At 56.4% G+C, this 19,512-nt stretch carries 17 protein-coding genes; 2 read left to right on the top strand and 15 right to left on the bottom strand.

Going from position 1 to position 19,512, the window contains the following annotated elements; genetic code table 11:
* Positions 1 to 73: 73 nt before the first annotated feature.
* The 3 genes from QOL67_RS19930 to QOL67_RS19920 are packed head-to-tail and all read right to left on the bottom strand — an operon-like array spanning position 74 to position 4,159.
* Positions 74 to 2,530, bottom strand: a complete 2,457-nt coding sequence (locus tag QOL67_RS19930) for an ImcF-related family protein (protein WP_283427748.1) — start codon at positions 2,528 to 2,530, stop codon at positions 74 to 76.
* Between the two features lie 3 nt (positions 2,531 to 2,533).
* The gene (locus QOL67_RS19925) at positions 2,534 to 3,406 is read right to left on the bottom strand and encodes a M15 family metallopeptidase (protein WP_283427747.1); all 873 of its coding nucleotides are present in this window, start codon (positions 3,404 to 3,406) and stop codon (positions 2,534 to 2,536) included.
* Positions 3,407 to 3,409: 3 nt separating this feature from the next.
* A complete protein-coding gene (locus QOL67_RS19920) occupies positions 3,410 to 4,159 on the bottom strand; it encodes a PP2C family protein-serine/threonine phosphatase (protein WP_283427746.1) in 750 nt (249 codons plus the stop codon).
* Positions 4,160 to 4,350: 191 nt separating this feature from the next.
* Between QOL67_RS19920 and QOL67_RS19915 the strand changes: the two genes are divergently transcribed.
* On the top strand, positions 4,351 to 5,028 hold the full coding sequence (locus QOL67_RS19915) for an OmpA family protein (protein ID WP_283427745.1): 678 nt from the start codon (positions 4,351 to 4,353) through the stop codon (positions 5,026 to 5,028).
* A 27-nt stretch (positions 5,029 to 5,055) separates the two neighbouring features.
* On the opposite strand, the gene QOL67_RS19910 is transcribed toward QOL67_RS19915, so the two are convergent.
* The 10 genes from QOL67_RS19910 to QOL67_RS19865 form a co-directional block, all read right to left on the bottom strand.
* Entirely contained in the window at positions 5,056 to 7,350 is a 2,295-nt protein-coding gene (locus QOL67_RS19910; protein ID WP_283427744.1) for a caspase family protein, read from the bottom strand.
* 35 nt (positions 7,351 to 7,385) lie between these two features.
* Positions 7,386 to 7,712 (bottom strand): hypothetical protein, encoded by a 327-nt coding sequence (locus QOL67_RS19905; RefSeq protein WP_283427743.1) that lies wholly within the window; start codon positions 7,710 to 7,712, stop codon positions 7,386 to 7,388.
* 843 nt (positions 7,713 to 8,555) lie between these two features.
* Positions 8,556 to 9,338: an aldolase/citrate lyase family protein gene (locus QOL67_RS19900; protein WP_283427742.1), complete on the bottom strand. Its 783-nt coding sequence runs from the start codon at positions 9,336 to 9,338 to the stop codon at positions 8,556 to 8,558.
* A 10-nt stretch (positions 9,339 to 9,348) separates the two neighbouring features.
* On the bottom strand, positions 9,349 to 10,149 hold the full coding sequence (hpaH, locus tag QOL67_RS19895; RefSeq protein WP_283427741.1) for a 2-oxo-hept-4-ene-1,7-dioate hydratase: 801 nt from the start codon (positions 10,147 to 10,149) through the stop codon (positions 9,349 to 9,351).
* Positions 10,146 to 11,000 carry a fumarylacetoacetate hydrolase family protein gene (locus tag QOL67_RS19890; protein WP_283427740.1) on the bottom strand — a complete coding sequence of 285 codons (855 nt, stop codon included), beginning with the start codon at positions 10,998 to 11,000 and terminating at the stop codon, positions 10,146 to 10,148. The genes hpaH and QOL67_RS19890 overlap by 4 nt, the downstream gene beginning before the upstream one ends.
* Complete coding sequence (locus QOL67_RS19885; RefSeq protein WP_283427739.1) at positions 10,997 to 12,394, bottom strand: pyridoxal phosphate-dependent decarboxylase family protein; 1,398 nt, start codon at positions 12,392 to 12,394, stop codon at positions 10,997 to 10,999. The genes QOL67_RS19890 and QOL67_RS19885 overlap by 4 nt, the downstream gene beginning before the upstream one ends.
* 88 nt (positions 12,395 to 12,482) lie before the next feature.
* On the bottom strand, positions 12,483 to 13,466 hold the full coding sequence (gene hpaD, locus QOL67_RS19880) for a 3,4-dihydroxyphenylacetate 2,3-dioxygenase (protein WP_283427738.1): 984 nt from the start codon (positions 13,464 to 13,466) through the stop codon (positions 12,483 to 12,485).
* A gap of 9 nt (positions 13,467 to 13,475) precedes the next feature.
* Positions 13,476 to 14,330 carry a 3,4-dihydroxyphenylacetate 2,3-dioxygenase gene (gene hpaD / locus QOL67_RS19875; RefSeq protein WP_283427737.1) on the bottom strand — a complete coding sequence of 285 codons (855 nt, stop codon included), beginning with the start codon at positions 14,328 to 14,330 and terminating at the stop codon, positions 13,476 to 13,478.
* On the bottom strand, positions 14,330 to 15,841 hold the full coding sequence (gene hpaE / locus QOL67_RS19870; RefSeq protein ID WP_283427736.1) for a 5-carboxymethyl-2-hydroxymuconate semialdehyde dehydrogenase: 1,512 nt from the start codon (positions 15,839 to 15,841) through the stop codon (positions 14,330 to 14,332). The genes hpaD (QOL67_RS19875) and hpaE overlap by 1 nt, the downstream gene beginning before the upstream one ends.
* Positions 15,838 to 16,227, bottom strand: a complete 390-nt coding sequence (locus QOL67_RS19865) for a 5-carboxymethyl-2-hydroxymuconate isomerase (RefSeq protein WP_283427735.1) — start codon at positions 16,225 to 16,227, stop codon at positions 15,838 to 15,840. Before QOL67_RS19865 ends, hpaE begins: the two co-directional genes overlap by 4 nt.
* 124 nt (positions 16,228 to 16,351) lie before the next feature.
* Here QOL67_RS19865 and QOL67_RS19860 point away from each other — a divergent pair, with 124 nt between their 5' ends.
* Positions 16,352 to 16,792, top strand: a complete 441-nt coding sequence (locus QOL67_RS19860) for a MarR family transcriptional regulator (RefSeq protein ID WP_283427734.1) — start codon at positions 16,352 to 16,354, stop codon at positions 16,790 to 16,792.
* Here the strand turns inward: QOL67_RS19860 and QOL67_RS19855 are convergent.
* Both QOL67_RS19855 and QOL67_RS19850 read right to left on the bottom strand, forming a co-directional pair.
* Positions 16,782 to 18,014, bottom strand: coding sequence for a Tm-1-like ATP-binding domain-containing protein (locus QOL67_RS19855; RefSeq protein ID WP_283427733.1), 1,233 nt, complete (start codon positions 18,012 to 18,014; stop codon positions 16,782 to 16,784). The two genes, QOL67_RS19860 and QOL67_RS19855, sit on opposite strands and share 11 nt — an antisense overlap.
* Positions 18,015 to 18,023: 9 nt before the next feature.
* Positions 18,024 to 19,508: an aldehyde dehydrogenase gene (locus tag QOL67_RS19850; RefSeq protein ID WP_283427732.1), complete on the bottom strand. Its 1,485-nt coding sequence runs from the start codon at positions 19,506 to 19,508 to the stop codon at positions 18,024 to 18,026.
* Positions 19,509 to 19,512 lie beyond the last annotated feature (4 nt).

Genomic DNA, 19,512 nt, shown 5'->3' with positions numbered 1-19,512 from the left:
ATTCGTATACGCCCGATCATAAGCCAATATCGGCCTAATCCGAAATGGTTTCCTCTCAGCTCTGCGACATGCCTCACAAGGCCGGGGCGCAAGGAAACTCTAGAACCGCGCGCCGTGCCGATACCGGATTGATTTTATTTCGGAACGCGAGGCTCAAAAAAACGCGGCCTGACTCAGTGCGCAAATCCAGCAAAGCCCGCTGCCCCTCGTCTCGCAGACGCAGGCGAACACCGTCCACAAGGCGCAGCAGCCCCCACGGGCCGGGCTGCTGCAAACGCGCGGCATCTGCGCTGTCGCGAAAGCTCACTTCTACGCCGAACTCAGGTTGCGGCCCCGGCCACACCAACGTGACAGGCTCCCCCTGTGCCCGCACCGGCCGCGCCTCTCCGCCAATGGCAACCAGCGTTTGCCCCAATTCGGCCAGCGCACTGAGCGTGATCTCCTGGCGCAGCGCACCGCTTTCGTCAAACAGAGCCTCGGAAATCACCGCCGCGCGCTCCAGATAGGCCGCACTTTCTGGTGTGACCCCGGCAAATCGCGCCTCAGGTTTCCAACGCCATGGGCTCTGGTTGGTCTCGAGATACGGTCCCGCTACCCCGGCCAGAAATCCGGCCATCACACCTTGGGGGCCAAACATGGCAACCACGTCCGCCTGTTCCGCATCCGCGCCCGTGCCAAATGGATAGCGGCCCTTAATTGCCCGCTGACACAGCGGAAACACGTTGCGTTGCCAAGATCGAGTCAGCGCGTTGCCGCCCTCATCAGATGCATCCAGCATGCCTGATTGCACCAAGACATCTTCAGTCAGCTGCGCAACAATGGCAGGCGCCGCGTTGAGAGCTGCAATCGACCGCGCCCGATCCTGTACCGACATCAGACGCTGATTACCTTGTCTTTGGCTGCTGTCAGCCGCACCCAGCGCCACATTTAGTGAAGAAAACAGCCGCGCCATTTCAACCATGCGCCCTTGATCCAGATACTGAATGGTTGGACCAAAGGTGCGCGCCAGCGCCAATTGTTGCTCATGGCTGCGCCTCCGGTCGCCGCCACCTGCCTCAGCAAACACAGCGCGCAATACCTGACTGAGCGGGTTGTTGGCCTGACTAAGCGCGCCAGATACAATGATGGCGGTGTTGCGATCCGAAAACGGCCGCACCCGCAATTCGGCAAGCCAACTTTGCCAAACTGCTATGGTTTCCTTCTGCAACCGATTGGCCAGCAAATCGGGTGTTTGGTTGTTCTGCGTGAGCGCTTGACCGGTGACTTTTAGCCCAATGGCCCGTGCTTTCTGCACCGCCACGCCAATTCCGAAGTTGCGCGCGTGCTGCCACCCCTCGGCTGTGAAAATCCCGGAGATCGGATCGGAGACCGACTGCCCCGTGCGCCGCACCATAACGTTTGTCAGTTGCGGCACCGCACGTTCCGGATGCCAAGCAGGGAGCGCGGCGGTCTGCGGGGCCCGTTTAAGCTCCAACCACGCACGGTCTGGTTCTGCTACTTCGGCTGCAAACTCCCGAGCCTGATCCATCAGGACCGCATCTTTCGGCGCCAGTCCTTCAACGGGACCAGCCAAAGGTGCGATGTGCCGCGCCAACCCATCCAGCCCCAATTTGCTGCCGTGATCTCGCAACCACCCCGCCAACCACGGGGTTTGCCACTCATCATCGCCAGACAATATGACCCAAGCCCGCAGCGCATCATAAAGCGCCAAACCGTCACCTTCGGTGGCCACAACCGTTTCAATGGCTTCGGCAATTGCTGACGGCACTTGTCGGGTCACCACTGCCGTATACTCTTTTTGAGCATAGGTCTCACTGTCCAACACAGGTAGGCGCAACTTGCGCCTGAGAGGCGCGCGCTCAGCGGCCTTTTGCATTCGCTCCAACGCCGCCCGCATCTGGTCCAATCGTGTGACCAGCTCGCGTCCCGCCTGCGCTCGATCCAAGCCTAACTGAAGAACCTCATCGTCAAATCCGGCCCGCAAGTCCCTGTGAAATCGATATTCAATAAACGCTGAGTACCCTATCAATGCCACAGTCAGAAGCGCAGCAAATCCGGTAATTTTCCAGCCCCATCCGCCGGAAGCAGCCACTTTATGACCATGTCTGCGTTCCTGAGACAATGCGACCATCTGCTCCAAGAAGCCTGCCAATTCAACATAGTCCCCGCCTTGACGCGTGGCGGTATCTGCAAAGTCTCGGATCCGCGCCACTGTCATGTCGCGCCCCTCAAACAGTTGCCGATGCGCCAGAACTGACCACGCTCCCAGATCAATGTCAGGGGTTTCGCGCACGCGCCCGTCCATCAAAACTGCCAGCGCGTAGCGCGCCGGCTTGATTGCTGCGACCGGCACCCGCACTTGCGTCAACCGGTCCTCAAACCCGCCCAACTCTCTTTCAGCGTCAGTGACGAGGTCCCCTACCGGTTGCCGTGCACGACGCCCTACAGTGTCTATCCAGTCCAGAACTGGTCTGGCCGCGTGGTGAAACGCGCTCACAGTGTTGGCATTTTCCGGCCCAGCTTGCGCCATGGCTCAAAGTTTCCCCTCTGCCTGCCACAGCCGCAAGGTCTCCACGCCCACTTCAAAATGCATCGAGTCCTCACGGTTATAGGCCGCGCCCCAATACCAGCCTTCTTCATTGAAAAGCTCGGCGAGCAGGATCAAACCAAACTGCGTGCCTCCATCGCCAAACCCGTCCAGCCGACCTTCAAGTTTCAGGTCAATCGCCGTACCCCAACTGTGGTTTGAGACCGACCGCTTCGAGCCGCGCACCAGCCGCGCGCACAGGGCACCAGCCGTGCCCAAAGCCTCGTGCACCTCTGGTTCGGAAGTTGCCAACTTGGACATGATGCGCTCAAGAGACTCCAATGCAGGACGGATCATGGTCACTTTTATGGGTCCCACTTGTCGGGTCTCCATCAACGCCCGTAGTTTCTCCTGTGTCACCGGCGCGCAGTCTTGCGAATAACTGGAACGGGGATGGCCCAAAATTTCCAACATGATGCGGTTGCGTGGCTGGCTGATGCCTTGGTTGAACGCCATTTTGTCCAGGACCCCGACCTCGGTCATCCGTTCAATACTGGGACCAAAATTCTCATCCCCGCCCCCCGTTATGTCACCTGCAGACACTTCGAGCGGCATCGGTGCCACCCCGCCCCCTCGCGCAATTACCAATGCTTGCTCCTCTGCGAGCCGTCTTTGCTCTTCCTGCAAGTCCGTGATTTGCTTTTTCAGACCGTCAATCGCACGTTCCATCGCTGCGATATCAGCCTCGCTGCGTGACATGCGCATCTCCGCGGAGCCGTCCGCGGTTTCCAGCACTGCCCCCACCACGGCAAAAGCAATGGCCGCCACCAGCAGGCCAATGGCAATAATGATTGGGCCTATCAACGTGCCCTCACGCATCGCTTACGCCCTCTCCGCGAAAACAGAGACCACAGACACATTGTCCGCGGCCCCCGCTTCCAGGGAGGCCGTCAGAAGCGTAGTGCACAACATCTTCGGAGAGCCCGCTCGCGCCATATGGTCGGTAATTTCCTGATCACTCAGACACCCTGTCAGTCCATCCGAGCACAGCATCACTCGGTCACCCGGCACCAGAGGCACTGCAATGGTGTCTACCTGCAACTCCGCCACATGCCCCACGGCGCGGGTCACAACATGCCGTTCCGGATGGTTGTGCGTCTCTTCCGGTCCAATCAGGGCACGGTCCACCATATCCTGCACCACCGTGTGATCATGGGTCAAAAGACGCAACGCCCTCCCCCGCAACAGATAAGCCCGGCAATCACCAACCCAAGCGATAGTGGCTATGGCATTCTGAATCATCAGCGCCACAGCCGTTGCTCCCATACTGCCACGCGTGTGTGCTTCGTGATGAATCCGAGCATTTGCTGCCCGCAAGGCCCCCTGCAAGGCAGGTCCGGCCAAGGCGTCATCACTTACCTCCGACAATGCATCTATTACCATGTCGGAAGCCACATCGCCAAAACTGTAGCCCCCCATACCATCGGCAACGGCCCAAAGAACGCCGGTCGGGTCAGTCAAAATCGAGTCTTCGTTGCGCTCTCGGACCACCCCCACATGAGTCAACCCCGCACCAATAAACACCGGTTGGGCGGGCATCATTTGGGGGATAACAGTTGTGGCTTTACTCACATAACTCTCCCACTGGCGGTCAACGCCAAACCCCGGCTACGCGATTGCGCTGCTTTCAAACCACATCACGGCTCTGCGCCGGAGCGAGGGGCATAGTCAAAAATTGGCACTTCAAAAAAGGCTGAATTGAAAACAACGCCAGTATAGCCTAGCATAAATCATCCACAAAATCTTTTTCCAATGAGGCTCAGATGCCGAATTTTAGAACAAAACCCTTTGCTGTGATCCTTTCCATCGTCGCCTTGTCGTCCCCCCTGTCGGCGCAAGAGGACCTCAGCATCGATGAGCTGATGTCGCTTTTTGAGCGCCAGCGCGAAGTCTTCCAAGAGGCTGAAACCAACGGTATGGGCGCCACGCGCGGCCTGAAACTTGTCACTGTGGATGAGAGCGCGGCCAACACAACCGAGGCCGTCAATGTGTCCACTGAAACAGGTTCAGAAACCAGCTCCCAAGATGGCACACAAACCGGTGCTCAGGTGGTACAAGCCGCAAGCGACCCCAAAGCGCCGCTGGTATTTGGTCAGCTGGATCCAGAGCTTCAGGTCAACTTGCAAATCAAATTTGGCTTTGACTCAGCTGCGCTCTCCAGTGACGAGGCGCCCAAGCTTGAAAAGATGTGTCAGGTGCTTCAGCGCAGCAGTATCAATCTGGTACGGATCGTCGGACACACCGACACCTCCGGAACAGAGGAGTACAATGAACGCCTTTCGATCCTGCGCGCAAAAGAAGTGGCCCGTCACCTCGTGGACAACTGTGGCATCGACCCCGCGCGGCTCGAAACGCAAGGCATGGGCGAACGTTTCCCGTTCAACGCGGATGACACCCGCGCCGATGAAAACCGCCGCGTGGAGTTCCAGGCTCTCAGCTAGGCTGACACACCCGGGTCCCCCCGCCGATCAAAACAGATCCGGGCGTGTTGGACTTTTTGCCCAATAAATTCTTGCGACTGTCTCCAATTCGGACAGTCGGCTATTGGCTGGGGATTGCAGATTGGCCTCAGCGGCCATAGTTGCCAAAACACGCCGCGTTGCTGGACCAATCGCCCCATCTACGGCTACGTCCGCACCCATGTCCCGCAAAAGCAATTGCGTGGCCTTGGCCAAGTCTTGTGCTGAGTGCCCTTGCAACCCTTCCAGCGCCGCCGCGGCTGCTTTCTCGTTGGACAGGTGGCGTGCCTTTGCCAAACGGATCAAGGCAGCAGGCACATCCGCCGGCGCGCCTTCGCCTTTCAAAACCATGCGCGCCGCGTTCACACCGCCCCAGCCGTCGCCACGCGACAGGCCTTCATCGTACCACACAAGAGCATCTGCATTCCCTTGCCCAGGCACATCTCCGCGGCGGATCATGCGCGCCAAAGTAGACGGACCAAACGGATGCCCGCCATCACTGGCCTTCAGGTACCACCGATACGCCGCATCCAAATTTTTGTCGCCATTCAACCCATTGGCTTCGACATAGCCAAGATTGTAGTAGCCATAGATATCCTGACGCGCGGCGCTGGCTTGTAAATAGCGCAACCCCCGTTCCGGCAGGAAATGATCTGTATCTTTTTTCAGAAAGTAGATGCCCAACTCATTCATCGAATAGGTGTGGCCAAGCTCTGCCGCCCGGTCCATCAATTCAAATCCCATCTCACGCTCTATCGAATCTTGACCGTTGCGCAGGAAATGTAACCCCTTGGAGTGCATCGCAAACGGATCGCCCGCCTCAATACCTTTCTCGTACAGCGCCAAGGCACCTGCGGCGTTTTGGGGAATGCCGGTGGCTTGGTGATCGATCCTCTTGGATATCAAAAATCGCCCTGTACCATTCAAAGCCCGAATATGTCCCTGTGTGACGGCGGTTTGAAAACTCAGAAAACTCTTGTGCAGTTGCCCCGCTGCTTGCTGCGCCCGCCCCAGTTGGTATGAAAACCGGCCTTCATCAGGATCGGCTTCCACTGCCGCCTGACAAACCTCCAGCGCGTAGTCCACCTCTATCTCGTTTGGCAGCCGGTAAAACCCAACACTCCCCGGATCCAACGCATCACCTGCCGCCAGATCACAAGCATTGACCTCCATTTCCAACAGAACGGTGATCGGCACTTCAGCACCATTGGTCTGCACTGTCACCGAAAATTGATCTCGCAAAGACGCAGACCGCTCAGTGGCGCGCCGCTCGCTCAGCACCGGCCGATACATCAAACCGTCCGCGCGCACCGAGACCAAGCCGTCATTGGGCACAGTTGTAATAGAGATCGACGGCAGCGCAGATTGTCCCAACGCAACTGCCAGCGCTGGTCCCAAATCAATCTGCCGATCGTAGGACACCGGCAACGTCACCTCAGACGGAAAATCCTGCGCTGCGACCTGACGTGTGCTGCCGCCGCTGTCAGGAACCGGTACAACCACCTCCGAAGACATGACAACCGGTGCTTCAATTGTGCGCCCAAAATGAAAAGGCTGAACCAACGTTGAGCTTTCCCACGGGACTTGTTTGCCGTCGGTTGCGTTATAAACCGCCTTTCTAACCTGCGCGAAGACCGACAGGATATCACGCTCCGGCTCAGCACTCACCGCATTTACGATGGCCGCTGTATAGGGGCTATTTTCATTCCCATTGCCGTCAAATGCCACCATCCCTGGGGCTGTAGAAAAGGCAACCAGCGAGTTAAGCGGTGTTTGGAAAACGTCAAATCCGGATTTTGTCTCAAACAGACTGGCGTCCAAGTTTCCGGCCAAAACCTTGTCTGGAAACGGATTGTCGCGACACGCATCAATGATGGCCACATGCACTTTTCCCCGGGCCGAGAGCACTTCGATCACCCGATCCAGCGTGACAGACTCCACCGGCAAATCGTAAACCGATTCAAAAGCCACATCTGTCGGCAGCAAGTAATTGCGACGACCAATCTGAATGCCATGGCCCGCGTAGAAAAAAACAATCTCCGCCCCTTCCGTGACATTCAAAATCGAGGCACGCAGTAAGTCCTCGAACCCTTGCCGGTCGAGGTTGTAGCCGTCAAACACCGTGAACCCCAAGTCACGCAACATCGCTGAAAACCGCTCCGCGTCGCGCTTGGCGTTGGCCAGATCGTCGATACCGGCATAATCCTGGTTGCCGATCACCACTGCCAGCCGGGCTGGTTCGCTTTGCGCCACACCCCCTGTGGCAACAGCGGACAAATACGTGGCCAAGGCAAGCAGCGCCATTCTCTGTCTAATGGCCGGAATGCCTCCCATTGGCATTAGCCGGTCCACCCGCCGGGGCTGTCGGAGCCTCCGTCGTCGCCGGAGCTGCCTCCCCCGTCGTCGTCGTCGTCGCTGGAACCACCAGAGCTGCTCCCTCCGCTGACGCCGGAGCCTGAACTGCTGGAATTGCCCGAACCCGAGCTCGAATTCCCTGAAGAAGAACTGGGTGAACTGCCACTGGAAGAACTCGAGTTGCTCGAGGAATCAGACACTTCGCTGTGTGGGACCCGCACGCTTTCCACGTCTTCGTCTGGCGGCAAAATTTCGGTGCATCCCGCCAAAACAAGCACCGCTGCTGATGTTGATAGTAGAAAAACTCTCATCAAAAGTACCTCACCTACAAATTCAACCGAGCCTGTCAGAGCCACCAAATCAAAATGCGCCTCATGACCCTAAATACAGCGGGTACAAGGCAAACCCTGCAGACCTGTGAAGTAGACCACAGAAACCGGATTCTGTCTATTTTTCTTACGAAATAGGCCTTTTCCCCACTCAATCTCAACGACAATTGACGGGGCATTCTTAAGCCATTTTCGCCTACGAGGCGAATACCGCCAAAGGGGAAGCCACTGCGGAGGTCCGTCGTTTTGTGGGGCATGCCTGACGTTGTGGATGCGTTGCACTGACGGCTTGAAACAATAGGGCAACTGTCTGCAAGTTCGGCGCATCAGTGGCGCAAAACAACTTGTAGCCCTGGTATCAAATGCTCCGAGCCACCCAAAGGAGGAGAAGGCTCTTAGGTGGTCCGGAAGAATACATCAAAGAACGCAGATGCCTAAAGGCCAAGACCCGTGCGATTTGAAGTCGTTGAACACGGCTCATCCATATACTGAGCGGAACTTCCCCTAAATTCGTCGGCGCGATCATCGTGGGCATTTCAGCAGTCCACTTCAACAAGCACGTGATTGTTCCAGACGACCGTTGTTGGGCTGTTTTTTGTATGAGAAGGCTTCTTATTTGCCAGGTGCCAAAACACGCAACCGTCGTTGCCGAACTGAACTCAAATGCACTACATACCCCTTTTCCATGGAAAATTTGAAAAGGCGAATTCTTGGCATTCTCTGCCATCAAGAACCAGTTCCGCAATTTCGCGACATTCATCCCAATCTGGGTGTGAAAATACCTTGGTGCGCCTTCCGAACTCGTAAAACTACGTTTGCTCCTGTTCACCCTTGGCTTAGCCGCTGCCGAGACAACTTACTGGCCTCCCGCATGTGACGCGCAAACAGAGTGACATCGATTTCTGTCGCGATAAAAGTTGCTCCTAGGTGCCGGCAGTCCGATTGCAGCGATGCGTCCAATGTCAAAATTCCAGCGGCCTTCCCCGCAGCAACGATGCGGCGGATCGCATCCAACACTGTATTTTGAACCTCCGCTTGCCCGGGCTGCCCGATAAACCCCATATCCGCTGCCAAATCCGATGGTCCGACAAACACGCCGTCAATGCCGTCAACTGCGAGAATATCATCCAAAGCCGCCATACCTTTGCGGTTCTCCACCTGCGCCAACAAGCAAATCTCTTCTCGAGCGGTCGTCAAATAGTCACCGATTGCGGCAAAGTCAGAAGCCCGCGCCAAGGCCGACCCAACTCCGCGCACGCCATGGGGTGGATATGTAACTGCATCGACCAAGTCTTGCGCCTGCGCACCACTTTCCACCATGGGGATCAACAGCGTTTGCGCGCCCGCATCCAAAAGCTGCTTAATGATCCAGGGTTCGCCAATCGGCGGCCGCACCACGGCATGGCTGTCTCGTCCAGCGATAACCTGTAGCTGCGCCGTGATCGATCGCAAATCGTTGGGCGCATGCTCGCCATCAATCAACAGCCAGTCAAACCCCGATCCGGCGCTGATTTCCGCAATATAGGGATCGGCAAGCCCAAGCCAACAGCCCAGTTGCAACTCCCCTTTGGCGATGGCGGCTTTAAAAGGATTGTACGGTGCAGGCATGGAGTGTCCTTTAGGCGAAGGTGATGTCGACCGCCCCGAAGGCGCCGAAGTCTGCGTGGATTTCCGTGCCTGAGGGGCATTCGACCGGACGAATAAAGCTGCCGGACAGGATGATTTGGCCAGGTTCGATGATCTGCCCGTATTGCGCCATCCGACGTGCAAGCCAAACAACGCTCTCCACTGGGTCATTCAGCACGCCAGCACCAAGGCCCGTTTCCTCAACGTCGCCACTGCGGGACGTGATCGCGCCAACCCAGCGCAGATCAAAGGCGTCAACCGCGTGCCGCTGCGGACCCAACACCACACCGGCATTGGCCGCGTTGTCGCTGATTGTATCAAGCACTGAGCGCGTTTGGCCGGTCTCGGGGTCAGCCCTCAGGATGCGCGTGTCGAGGATCTCGATAGAGGGGGACACATAATCGGTCGCAGCAATCACTTCTTCGCGTGTGACATCCGCGCCACCGATACCAGCTTTCATCACAAAGGCAATTTCAGCTTCAATACGCGGTTGAATGAACCGCCCCTTTGGCACGGTTGCGCCGTGGGCAAACACCATATCGTCAAACAGGATGCCACTATCGGGAATGTCGATGTTGAGCGCATATTGCATGGCTTTGGACGTCAGGCCGATCTTCCAACCAACCACCGCCTGCCCTGCAGCCAGTTTCGCATGGTAAATCGCATTTTGGATGGCATAGGCATCGTCCATATCCATGTCAGGATGGCGTTTGCTCAACAGATCAATCTGTTGCCCTGTCTTCTCTGCCCGCAATAGATCCTCGGCAGCCGCCTTGTGGCATTCCGGCGTCATTGGGCTTCATCCTCGATGGTGTTTCGCAGGGTGCCGATGCCATTCACTTCGATCTCCACCACATCTCCAGGCTTCAGGAACTGCGGCGGATCAAGCCGCGCGCCTGATCCCGTTGGTGTGCCCGTGACAATGATGTCGCCAGGTTCAAGCGTCATGAAGGTCGAGATGTATTCAATTTCACGCCGGATCGGGTGCATCATGCGGGCCAAGACATCATCCTGGCGTACCTCCCCGTTCACGCGGGTGATGATACGGGCATCGTCCAACTGGGCGGCGTCGGTAAAGGGCACAAGCCACGGGCCGATGGCGCCAGACTTATCCCAATTTTTGCCTTGCGTGACGTTGAATTTTGCATGCCGGACCCAATCGCGAATGGTGCCTTCGTTGCAAAGCGTCAACGCTGCGATATGATCATAGGCATCGGCCTGTGCGATCCGGCGGCCGCCTTTGCCGATCACAATCGCCACTTCACCTTCGTAGTCCAATTGAGGGCTTTCCGGGGGGCGGATCAAAGGTTGATTGTGACCGGTGAAACCCGAAGCAAACCGCGGGAACAAAGACATGTATTTTGGCTGTTCTGAGCCATCTTTGTATTCGGCATTTCGATCAGGGAAATTGACCCCGACACAAAGGATTCGGCGCGCATTGGGCAGCACCATTTCATACGCAAAGTCCGTATGTGTAACAGCCTTACCTTCGGCTGCGGCTGCAAGCTCAGCCAAACCATCATTCTGAACCACATCCAAAAGCGTTGGCCACTGCGGAAAATCCCCGTTCAGGGCAATCATGCCTGTGTTGGTCACCGCTCCGTAAAAAGCGTTTCCATCGGCACAATACGTTGCGAACTTCATTTGATTTGCCCCCAAACATCTTGGATGACCGCACAAACAGCCATCACATCTTCTCGTGTTGTGTCGAACTGGCCAACCTGAACCCGAATGATCTTGCGGCCTTCAAAGGCCCCTTGAGTCAGATAGATGCGCCCATCGGCGTTAAGCGCGTCAACGAGGCGCTGCTGGGCCGCGTCATCACCCGGGCAGCGAAAGGAAAACAGGCTGAGGATCGGATCTGTAGCAATCTCAAACCCGTCCATCGCGCTGATCTTGCTACAAAGCTCTTCGGCCCAAGCGACATGGTTGCGAATGCGCTCTTGCAAACCTTCCAGTCCATAAGACCGGATCAGGAACCAGAGCTTCAACGCCCGAAAGCGTCGACCAAGCGGGATGGTCCATTCAGAATAGTTGGTCAGGGCGTCCCCGGTGGTTTTCAGATACTCCGGTTCAATTTTGAGCGTATCCAGTTGCGGCCCCGCATCCCGAAGAAATTGAACCGAGCAATCAAATTGAGCCCCCAGCCACTTGTGGGGATTAAAAACAATACTGTCAAAACCATCCACATCCTGCCAGAAATCGTCGCGAAATTCCGGGCAGATCATGGCAGACCCGGCCCAAGCGGCATCGAGATGGGTATAGAGATCATATTTCCGCGCTATTTTCAGAACTGGCCCCAAAGTATCAGACGCCCCGACGCCGGTTCCACCGGTAATAGCGATCACTCCGGCGGGTGTGTGACCTGCTGCAATATCGGCTTCAATTGCCGCCTCAAGCGCGCCGGTATCGATGCCATATCGCGCGCCACTACCGGAGATTTTGACGAGGTTTTCCTGTCCGATGCCCGACACCCAACAGGCGCGATCAATCGAGGAATGCACCTGATCGGAACAATAGATGCGCAAACTGCCTTTGCCATTCACCCCGTCCCGGTTGCCGCTAAACCCAGTGGCGCGCTCGCGCATGGTCAAGACCGCCGACAGCGTCGCAGATGATGCGCTGTCCTGAATGACGCCGGTATAGGGCTGCGGCAGCCCCAAGGCCTGACGCAACCAATCAATCATGACACCTTCAACCTCCGTGGCGGCAGGCGATGTCTGCCACAACATACATTGTGCTGCCATGGTGTTGACCAGCTGCTCAGCCAGCATGGACGGCGGCGCGGCATTTGCGGGAAAGTAAGCAAAAAAGCGTGGATGCTGCCAGTGGGTCATGCCCGGCATCACAATGTCTTCGAAATCCCTAAGGATGACCGACATGTCTTCCCCTTTGGTGGGGGGCTCATCGGCGAGCTGTGCTGAGATTTCACCCGGTTTGGTTTGCGCCCGCACCGGTCTGTCGCGCAAGGTTTTGTGATATTGCGCGCCCCAATCGGCGATGTGTTTGCTCCAATTTGCAAAGTCGTCCCAGTTCATGCGCCACTCCCTGGCGTTGGTGTTGGTTTTAGTACTTCGGATCGCTGCGCTATCTGTGTCGCTCTCACGCAATGCGATGATACAGCGGTCATGGCGCAATTATCGGGCTGGCATTCAAGTCGGACTCTTTGGTGTCGACGCCGACAAACGTTGTGCCATGTTTGAACCAACTTTCTGGTGCTGCCGCCCCCCAAAGGGTTTGGCGCTGCGGGTCTTTGAGGTCCCATTTGATTGGTTCAAGATCAGGGTCAACGGTCTGATAATCAGAGCAATAGATCTCAATTCGGTGACCGTCGGGATCCAATACATACAGGAAAAACGCATTCGAAATCCCGTGGCGTCCGGGACCACGTTCGATGTTGTCAACATAGCCGGTGGTCGACATCAGATCGAGCAGATCAATGATATTGAGCGGCGTCGGCACCCAAAATGCCACATGATGCATGCGGGGGCCGGTCCCGTTGGTGAAAGCCATGTCATGCACCCCACCTTTGCGGTGTAGCCAGGCCGCCCAAAGCCGTTTGCTGTCTTCGTCCTCGGTGTATTCCGTCACCCGGAACCCGAAGTCGGAATAAAACGCGGCGGAGGCATCCACGTCATGGCTGAAGCAGTTGAAGTGATCGATGCGCAAAGGTTTGACACCCCGGTAGAGCGCATACTTCTGATGGATCGGTTCAAGCCGGTCCATCTTGTGATAAAACTCCAGCGGAATGCCCATGTTGTCTGAGGTCAACAACGTCCTGCCTTGATACGGGCGCTCACTCCAAGAGGTTGGGCGTCCTTTGGCTTTGAAGTAGATCTCAGCGCGGTCCAGGTCGGCTTCGTCAAACGTCTTAAACCCCATCACCTCAACTGTACCGGGCTGATCCGATTTCTGCAGGATCACACAATGGTGACCGCGCTCTTCCATGGCGCGCAGATAGATGTGGCTTTCGCTCTCATCTGACACCTGTAGTCCTAGAATTTCGGTATAGAACTTTTTTGATGCATTCAGATCTTTGACGTTCAAACAGAGATGGCTCAGCCGGATTGTGTTAAAGTCCGGATAGAGGTTTGGGGCTGGAACGGGCATCGAGGCCTCCTATTGGACTGGAAAGATGACGTTGGTCTGGCCTGTGCCTGAGCTCGGGAAATACTCGGTTACAACTTCGCATTTCGCCTCGTATTGGTCCCAGCCCAGCGCACCATAGAGCATCGCCGTGTCGTGCATCGAGCCTTCGCCACAGCAGTACTCAGCGTATTCTGGCAGCATCTTGAGGAAAGTCGCGTGATCCCCCCGCTGCCACATATCCAGCACGTGCAAGTCCATTTGCCGATTGAATTCGGAGCTGATCGTAAAGGTGCCGTTGTTGGCGGCATAATCTTTGTTTGGCCAGATTTTGTGCGACAGTGAGCCAGACGCGACCAAGAGAACCTTGCTGTCAGATGCCTCAACCGCCGCGCGGATTGCCTCACCCACAACGCGGCTTTCATCGTGGCCATGTACCGTGCACCAGGCGGCCACCGACACAACCTTCATATCATGTGCACGCGACATAAACCGCATCGGCACTAGCGTACCATATTCCAATTCAAGCGAGTCGAGGTGGTGCGCCAAAGTATGGGCGCCACGATCAGACGCCTCTTTGGCAATTGCGTCCCCCAGTTCCGGATTACCCGCATAGTTATAAGGCATGTCCTGAATAAATTGCGGAAATTCGTTTGAGGTAAACAGGCCCTCAAACCGGCTGTTGGCGTTGATATGAAAGCCCGCATTGATCACCCAATGGGTGTCGCAAATGACAATTGTGTCGGCCCCAAGCTCTTTCGCGCGTCGGGCAATTTCAAAATGCCCGTCGATGGCCGGTTGGCGAGCCCCTTTGACCGGGCCCTCCTGTTCGCTCATTAGCATGGTCGGCACATGTGTGCACTTTGCAGCCAGAACAATCTCTCCCATCACAACGCTCCCAGCTTGGTGATTTTGTGTTGGCCAGTGGCAAAACCGATGTGCTTTTGCTCCATGTAGAAGTCAAACGACCAGTCACCGCCGTCCCGGCCGATGCCGCTGGCCTTGACCCCTCCAAAAGGCGTCGGCAAGTGGCGCACGTTTTCCGAATTCACCCAGATCATGCCCGCTTCGAGTTTGTCGGTGAACCTAAGCGCGCGGGTCAGGTCGTTGGTCCAAACGTATCCGGTCAGGCCATATGGAATGTCGTTGGCGATCTGCAAAGCCTCTTCTTCCGTCGAGAACGGGATTGACGTCAGTACCGGTCCAAAGATTTCCTCCTGTGCAATGCGCATTTGGTTGTTGGCCTGCGTGAAAAGCGTCGGACGTACAAAATAGCCTTCGTCCCCTACGGTGACACCACCGGCAGCAACTGTCGCGCCGTCTTCTTTGGCGATGTCAAAATAACTCGTGACTTTGTTGAAATGCTCTTCGGTCACCAACGGGCCGATTTCTGTGGCGGGATCAAGCGGGTGCCCTACCTTGATGTTGTTGACCCGTTTGATCAGCTTGGCCTCAAACGCATCGCGGATGGTGTCCTGCACCAGCAAGCGCGAGGATGACGTACAACGCTCACCGTTGATCGAATAAATCATAAAGATCGCTGCATCCAAGGCCCGATCCAGATCGGCGTCATCAAACACGATCACAGGATTTTTCCCACCAAGTTCTAGGTGATTACGCTTAAGCGTGTCCGCCCCCTGTTTGGTAATCAAGCTGCCCGTGCGGCTTTCACCGACAAATGCAATCGCCTTAATCTTAGGATTTTCGCACAGAGCCTTGCCCGCCTCTTCGCCAAACCCGTTCACCGTGTTCAAGACACCCGGCGGCAAACCTGCCTCTTCGGCGATTTCCACAAGCAGGCGCGCGGTCAGCGGCGAGGCCTCAGCGGGCTTATGCACAACAGTGCAACCCGCCGCCAAAGCTGGTGCAATCTTCCATGTTGAGAGCATGAAAGGCGTATTCCACGGAGTAATCACCCCCACCGGGCCAATTGGCACACGCGTGGTGATGTTCATCAAAGTTGGTGATTTTAAGTGCTGGCCATCACGCGCCTGCACAACCTGATCAGCAAAATACCTGAAGTTTTCTGCCCCGCGCAACGCCGCCTTGGACATAAATTTATACGCTTGTCCGGTGTCCCAGCACTCACAGAGCGCAATTTCCACCGCACGCGCCTCGATGCCTTCAGCGATGCGGATCAGAATTTTCTTGCGTGCCAAAGCTGGCATATCGCGCCAAGCGGCAAAAGCAGCGTGAGCCGCATCAGCAGCGGCATCAATGTCAACACCTGTCCCATGCGCGACGTCACAAATCAGGGTTTTGTCAACGGGTGACGTATTCTGAAACGTCCCTGCACTTCCCTTCACATCCTGACCCGCAATCCGGTTCTGAATACCTTCGGTACGAAAGCGTGACAGAAACCCGTCCAGCTTTGCAATATTGTCGTCGAGTATGCTCATGCTGAGGTCTCCAGATGGTCACGGACATTTCCGAATTTTGGTGAAAGATCGGCGTCGATGTCTCGCATCTCGGCTGAAAGTGCGATGGACTGGGTGGCCATGGCTGGCGCAACAAACTCTTTGAGCGCCGCAAAAATGCGCTCAACCGCAGCTTTTTTTACGTCTTCAGGCCGACCAGCCCGGAGCCGAATACTCAAGTCTAGAAACCCGTGTTTGGGGCTTCCGTCTGCCATTGCACAATAATCTACGCGCGTCGCTCGGACACGAATACCTGCTAGTGGGAAGGTCTCGATTTGCGCCGCCGTTGCGCGGATCACCTCACACAAAGCCGCCATATCCACGACCTCTTCGAGGTTGGCAGAATAGTCGATCTGAAAGTGTGGCATCCGCCCTCCCTTGGGTATTTAATTGTCATCGCAACTATTGCCTTGATAATTAATTTTGAGTTCGGTTGTCAACCGGCATATTGTGGTGCAAGTCACAGATATCGACACTTGTGAGGCTCAGACCATGAAACCGCTCCCGTCAACCGCGCGCTCTCTGCCCATCGCTCTTATTCGTGCCCGCGAAGGTGTCATGCTCCCGATACGGGAGATGCTTTCTGAAACCGGGATCACCGAACAACAGTGGCGCATCTTGCGCGTTCTTTCGGAGTATGGCCGCACCGACAGCAAAACGGTTGCAGACCGATCCAGCCTTCTGTTTTCCAGCCTGACTCGCATCGCGGCCACGTTAAGAGAGAAAGAGTTGGTCACCCAAATCCGCGACGAAGAAGACCGCCGCCGTCAGTTCCTTGAGATCACACCTGCTGGCCAGCAAATCATTGACAATCACGCGTCTCAATCCACCCAGATTGTTGCGGGTTTCAAAGACACGCTTGGCGAGGAAAACTACGAGACCCTGCTGGACCTCCTCGCCATGCTTGATCCTGGCGCCAAACCTAAATCCTGATCGTTCCGTCGGCGCACCAGCCATCAATCACCTCAAGCGCCTTGTCTGCAAATGCGCTGTCATTGATGTGGCATGCAAGGCGGTGTGTTTGAACGTTTGGTGGCAACGTAGTTTCAAGCTCATTCAGGAATGCTGCAAGCCCGTCGGGATTGTGCAGGTCCGCGCCTTCCCTGTCCCATTCTCCCAACCCATGTTCCGGTAAAAGCAGTGTGACTGGCCCTTTGGCCGTTTTCAACTGTTCCGAATGCGCACGCGCGACTGCTTTGGTTTCCTCCGCTTGCAGGACAATTGAGGTCAACAGACGGTTGTGTTCGTGGGCCATGTGACTATCCCACTTTTCCGCCAATGGCTGCCACCCCACCACATCCACCAGATCATAACAGCCCGGAGCCACAATCTGAGGGGTGCCGTTTTGGCCAGCGCCGGTCAGTCGATCCGCCCCAGCGGATAGGCTGGAGCCATTCACATGGTTGCCCAACTCCTGCGTGCAGAAATCAAACACACAGGCAAACGCGCCTTGTGCAGCAAGACATTCAAAGGCGCGACCTCCCATTCCGGTTGCGTGAAATACCGCCACTTCAAATCCCCGCGCTTCCAACGCCGGTATCAGAGGAATAACGTATTTCAGCGCCGATGTTCCCAGCGACGTCATCCCAATCAAAGGCTTATCCGGATCCGGCCGCTGCACGGCCCGCGCAGCTCCCAGCACAGCGCCTGCCGCCTGAGACAGCGAGGCTTTGCAGATTGAGTTCAATCCATAGAGTCCCCCCGCCCACAGGATCATCTGGGTGTCAGCAGCCAATCGTTCTGAAGGAATGAGTGGTGAAAACGCCACCGTAGACACGATGTACTTTGGCACGCCCAACGGCAGCGCCGCAGCCACATCAAGAGCAAGGTCCGTTCCCATTGTACCGCCAAGCACAATCATGCCGTCAAACTCGCCTTGCGCAAACAAACGCGTTGTCAACAGGCTCGCACCCTTCGCCATGATCTGCATGGCGTGGTTCTCATCTCCACTGTCGATGGCCTTCTGAATGGAGCTGCCGCCCTCTTCGGCAACGTCATGCTTTGAGTAATTGGTAGGTTTGGACGGGTCCCCTAAAACGGAAACATCCATTGTGACCACGTGGCCACCCTGTTGTTGAATCACGCCCGATAGAAAACTCAATTCGTCGTCTTTGGTGTCAAATGTACCGATAACCAGAATTGTTTTGATGGTCATAAGAGGCCCCTAAAGCTTGATCCAGGCGGTTTTCAGGTTCACGTATTTATCGATGGCGTGCAGCGACTTGTCAGACCCGTTGCCAGATTGGCCAACGCCCCCCAACGGCACCGTTCCGTCTGCCCCGCCGTAGGTGTTGATATGCATCACGCCTGTGCGCACGGACTTCACCATGCGGTGCGCTCGGCCCAGATTTGCTGTCCACGCGGCACCGGCAAGGCCGTAGACTGTGGAATTGGCCAACGCGACGGCTTCCTTTTCCGTTGCAAACGGTGTGACACCCAGAACCGGCCCAAACACCTCTTTCTGCGCCAATGTCGCCTTTTGCGTGACGCCGGTGACAATGGTCGGCGCCATATAATACCCGCCCGTGTCCTGCAAAATCCGCGCACCTCCGGTGACAATCTGCCCGCCTTCGGAAACCGCCGTTTCAACAAATCCAAGGTTCGCTTGTAGCTGCGTTTCCGAATTCACCGCGCCAATCTGCGTCTCCACCTTCAGCGGATCACCGACACGCATCGCATCCGCCGCTTTTGTGACAGCTGCCACAAACTCATCATGGATTGGCGCCTCAACCAAAAGGCGTGAGCCGGCCACACAGACCTGACCGGAGTTGCGGAAAATCCCCGCGGCGGTAACCTTCGCCGCCTCATCCAGATTGGGCGCATCAGCAAACACAATGTTCGGGGATTTCCCGCCAAGTTCCAGATAAACACGCTTCATGTTCGACCGCGCGGCATACTCCATCAACCGACGCCCTGTCGCGCCGGACCCTGTGAAGACCAGCACATCCACGTCCATCGAGAGACCAAGCGTTTCGCCAACAACACGCCCTTCGCCGGTCACGACATTCAGAACCCCCGGCGGTAACCCGGCTTCAAGGGCCAGCTCCGCCATCCGCAACAGCGAAAGTGACGCGGTTTCCGATGGCTTCAGCACAACCGAATTGCCCATGGCCAGTGCAGGTCCAAGCTTCCATGCCCCAATCATCAAAGGGAAATTCCACGGAATGATGGCCCCAACCACACCCACCGGCTCTTTGTGGATCATGCCCAAAATATCGCCGGGCGTCGGTGCGATCTCTCCGTAAATCTTGTCCAGCGCTTCGGCATAATACCGGATGGTGGCAGCAGCTGATCCCGGTTCTGCTTTGAGCGCCATACCAATTTCCGTGCCATTGTCGCGCACACCTAAAACGGTCAACTCAAGGGCGTTGGCCTCAATCAAGTCTGCCCATTTGAGAAGCACCTTTTTGCGTGCCGCCGGTGCCTGCCCTGCCCAGCGCCTGTCTTCAAACGCCGCACGCGCCGAGGCAATTGCGGCATTCATATCTTCCGCGGTCCCAGCTGCCACCGTTGTCAGAACCTGTCCATCAATCGGAGACACAACGTTCATAGTGTCGCCATCAGAGGCCGGCACAGCCTTGCCGTCAATCAGGTGGTGAAAGGCCGCGACCGGCTTTCCGCGCAGTGTATCGATCTGTGTCTGGTCCATTGTC

The sequence above is a fragment of the Shimia sagamensis genome (assembly GCF_900182745.1).
Taxonomy (GTDB): Bacteria; Pseudomonadota; Alphaproteobacteria; order Rhodobacterales; family Rhodobacteraceae; genus Shimia; species Shimia sagamensis.
Note: the sequence above shows the minus strand (reverse complement) of the source record. Positions and strands in the feature narration are given on the sequence as shown.

Coding starts and splice junctions, on each gene's coding strand:
- QOL67_RS19925 (WP_283427747.1), bottom strand. CDS start 3,406: ATGCGTGAGGGCACGTTGATAGGCCCAATCATTATTGCCATTGGCCTG.
- QOL67_RS19860 (WP_283427734.1), top strand. CDS start 16,352: ATGAAACCGCTCCCGTCAACCGCGCGCTCTCTGCCCATCGCTCTTATT.
- QOL67_RS19865 (WP_283427735.1), bottom strand. CDS start 16,227: ATGCCACACTTTCAGATCGACTATTCTGCCAACCTCGAAGAGGTCGTG.
- hpaD (WP_283427738.1), bottom strand. CDS start 13,466: ATGCCCGTTCCAGCCCCAAACCTCTATCCGGACTTTAACACAATCCGG.
- QOL67_RS19900 (WP_283427742.1), bottom strand. CDS start 9,338: ATGCCTGCACCGTACAATCCTTTTAAAGCCGCCATCGCCAAAGGGGAG.
- QOL67_RS19890 (WP_283427740.1), bottom strand. CDS start 11,000: ATGAAGTTCGCAACGTATTGTGCCGATGGAAACGCTTTTTACGGAGCG.
- QOL67_RS19885 (WP_283427739.1), bottom strand. CDS start 12,394: ATGAACTGGGACGACTTTGCAAATTGGAGCAAACACATCGCCGATTGG.
- QOL67_RS19915 (WP_283427745.1), top strand. CDS start 4,351: ATGCCGAATTTTAGAACAAAACCCTTTGCTGTGATCCTTTCCATCGTC.
- hpaD (WP_283427737.1), bottom strand. CDS start 14,330: ATGGGAGAGATTGTTCTGGCTGCAAAGTGCACACATGTGCCGACCATG.
- QOL67_RS19850 (WP_283427732.1), bottom strand. CDS start 19,508: ATGGACCAGACACAGATCGATACACTGCGCGGAAAGCCGGTCGCGGCC.
- QOL67_RS19910 (WP_283427744.1), bottom strand. CDS start 7,350: ATGGCGCTGCTTGCCTTGGCCACGTATTTGTCCGCTGTTGCCACAGGG.
- QOL67_RS19855 (WP_283427733.1), bottom strand. CDS start 18,014: ATGACCATCAAAACAATTCTGGTTATCGGTACATTTGACACCAAAGAC.
- hpaH (WP_283427741.1), bottom strand. CDS start 10,149: ATGACGCCGGAATGCCACAAGGCGGCTGCCGAGGATCTATTGCGGGCA.
- hpaE (WP_283427736.1), bottom strand. CDS start 15,841: ATGAGCATACTCGACGACAATATTGCAAAGCTGGACGGGTTTCTGTCA.
- QOL67_RS19905 (WP_283427743.1), bottom strand. CDS start 7,712: ATGAGAGTTTTTCTACTATCAACATCAGCAGCGGTGCTTGTTTTGGCG.
- QOL67_RS19930 (WP_283427748.1), bottom strand. CDS start 2,530: ATGGCGCAAGCTGGGCCGGAAAATGCCAACACTGTGAGCGCGTTTCAC.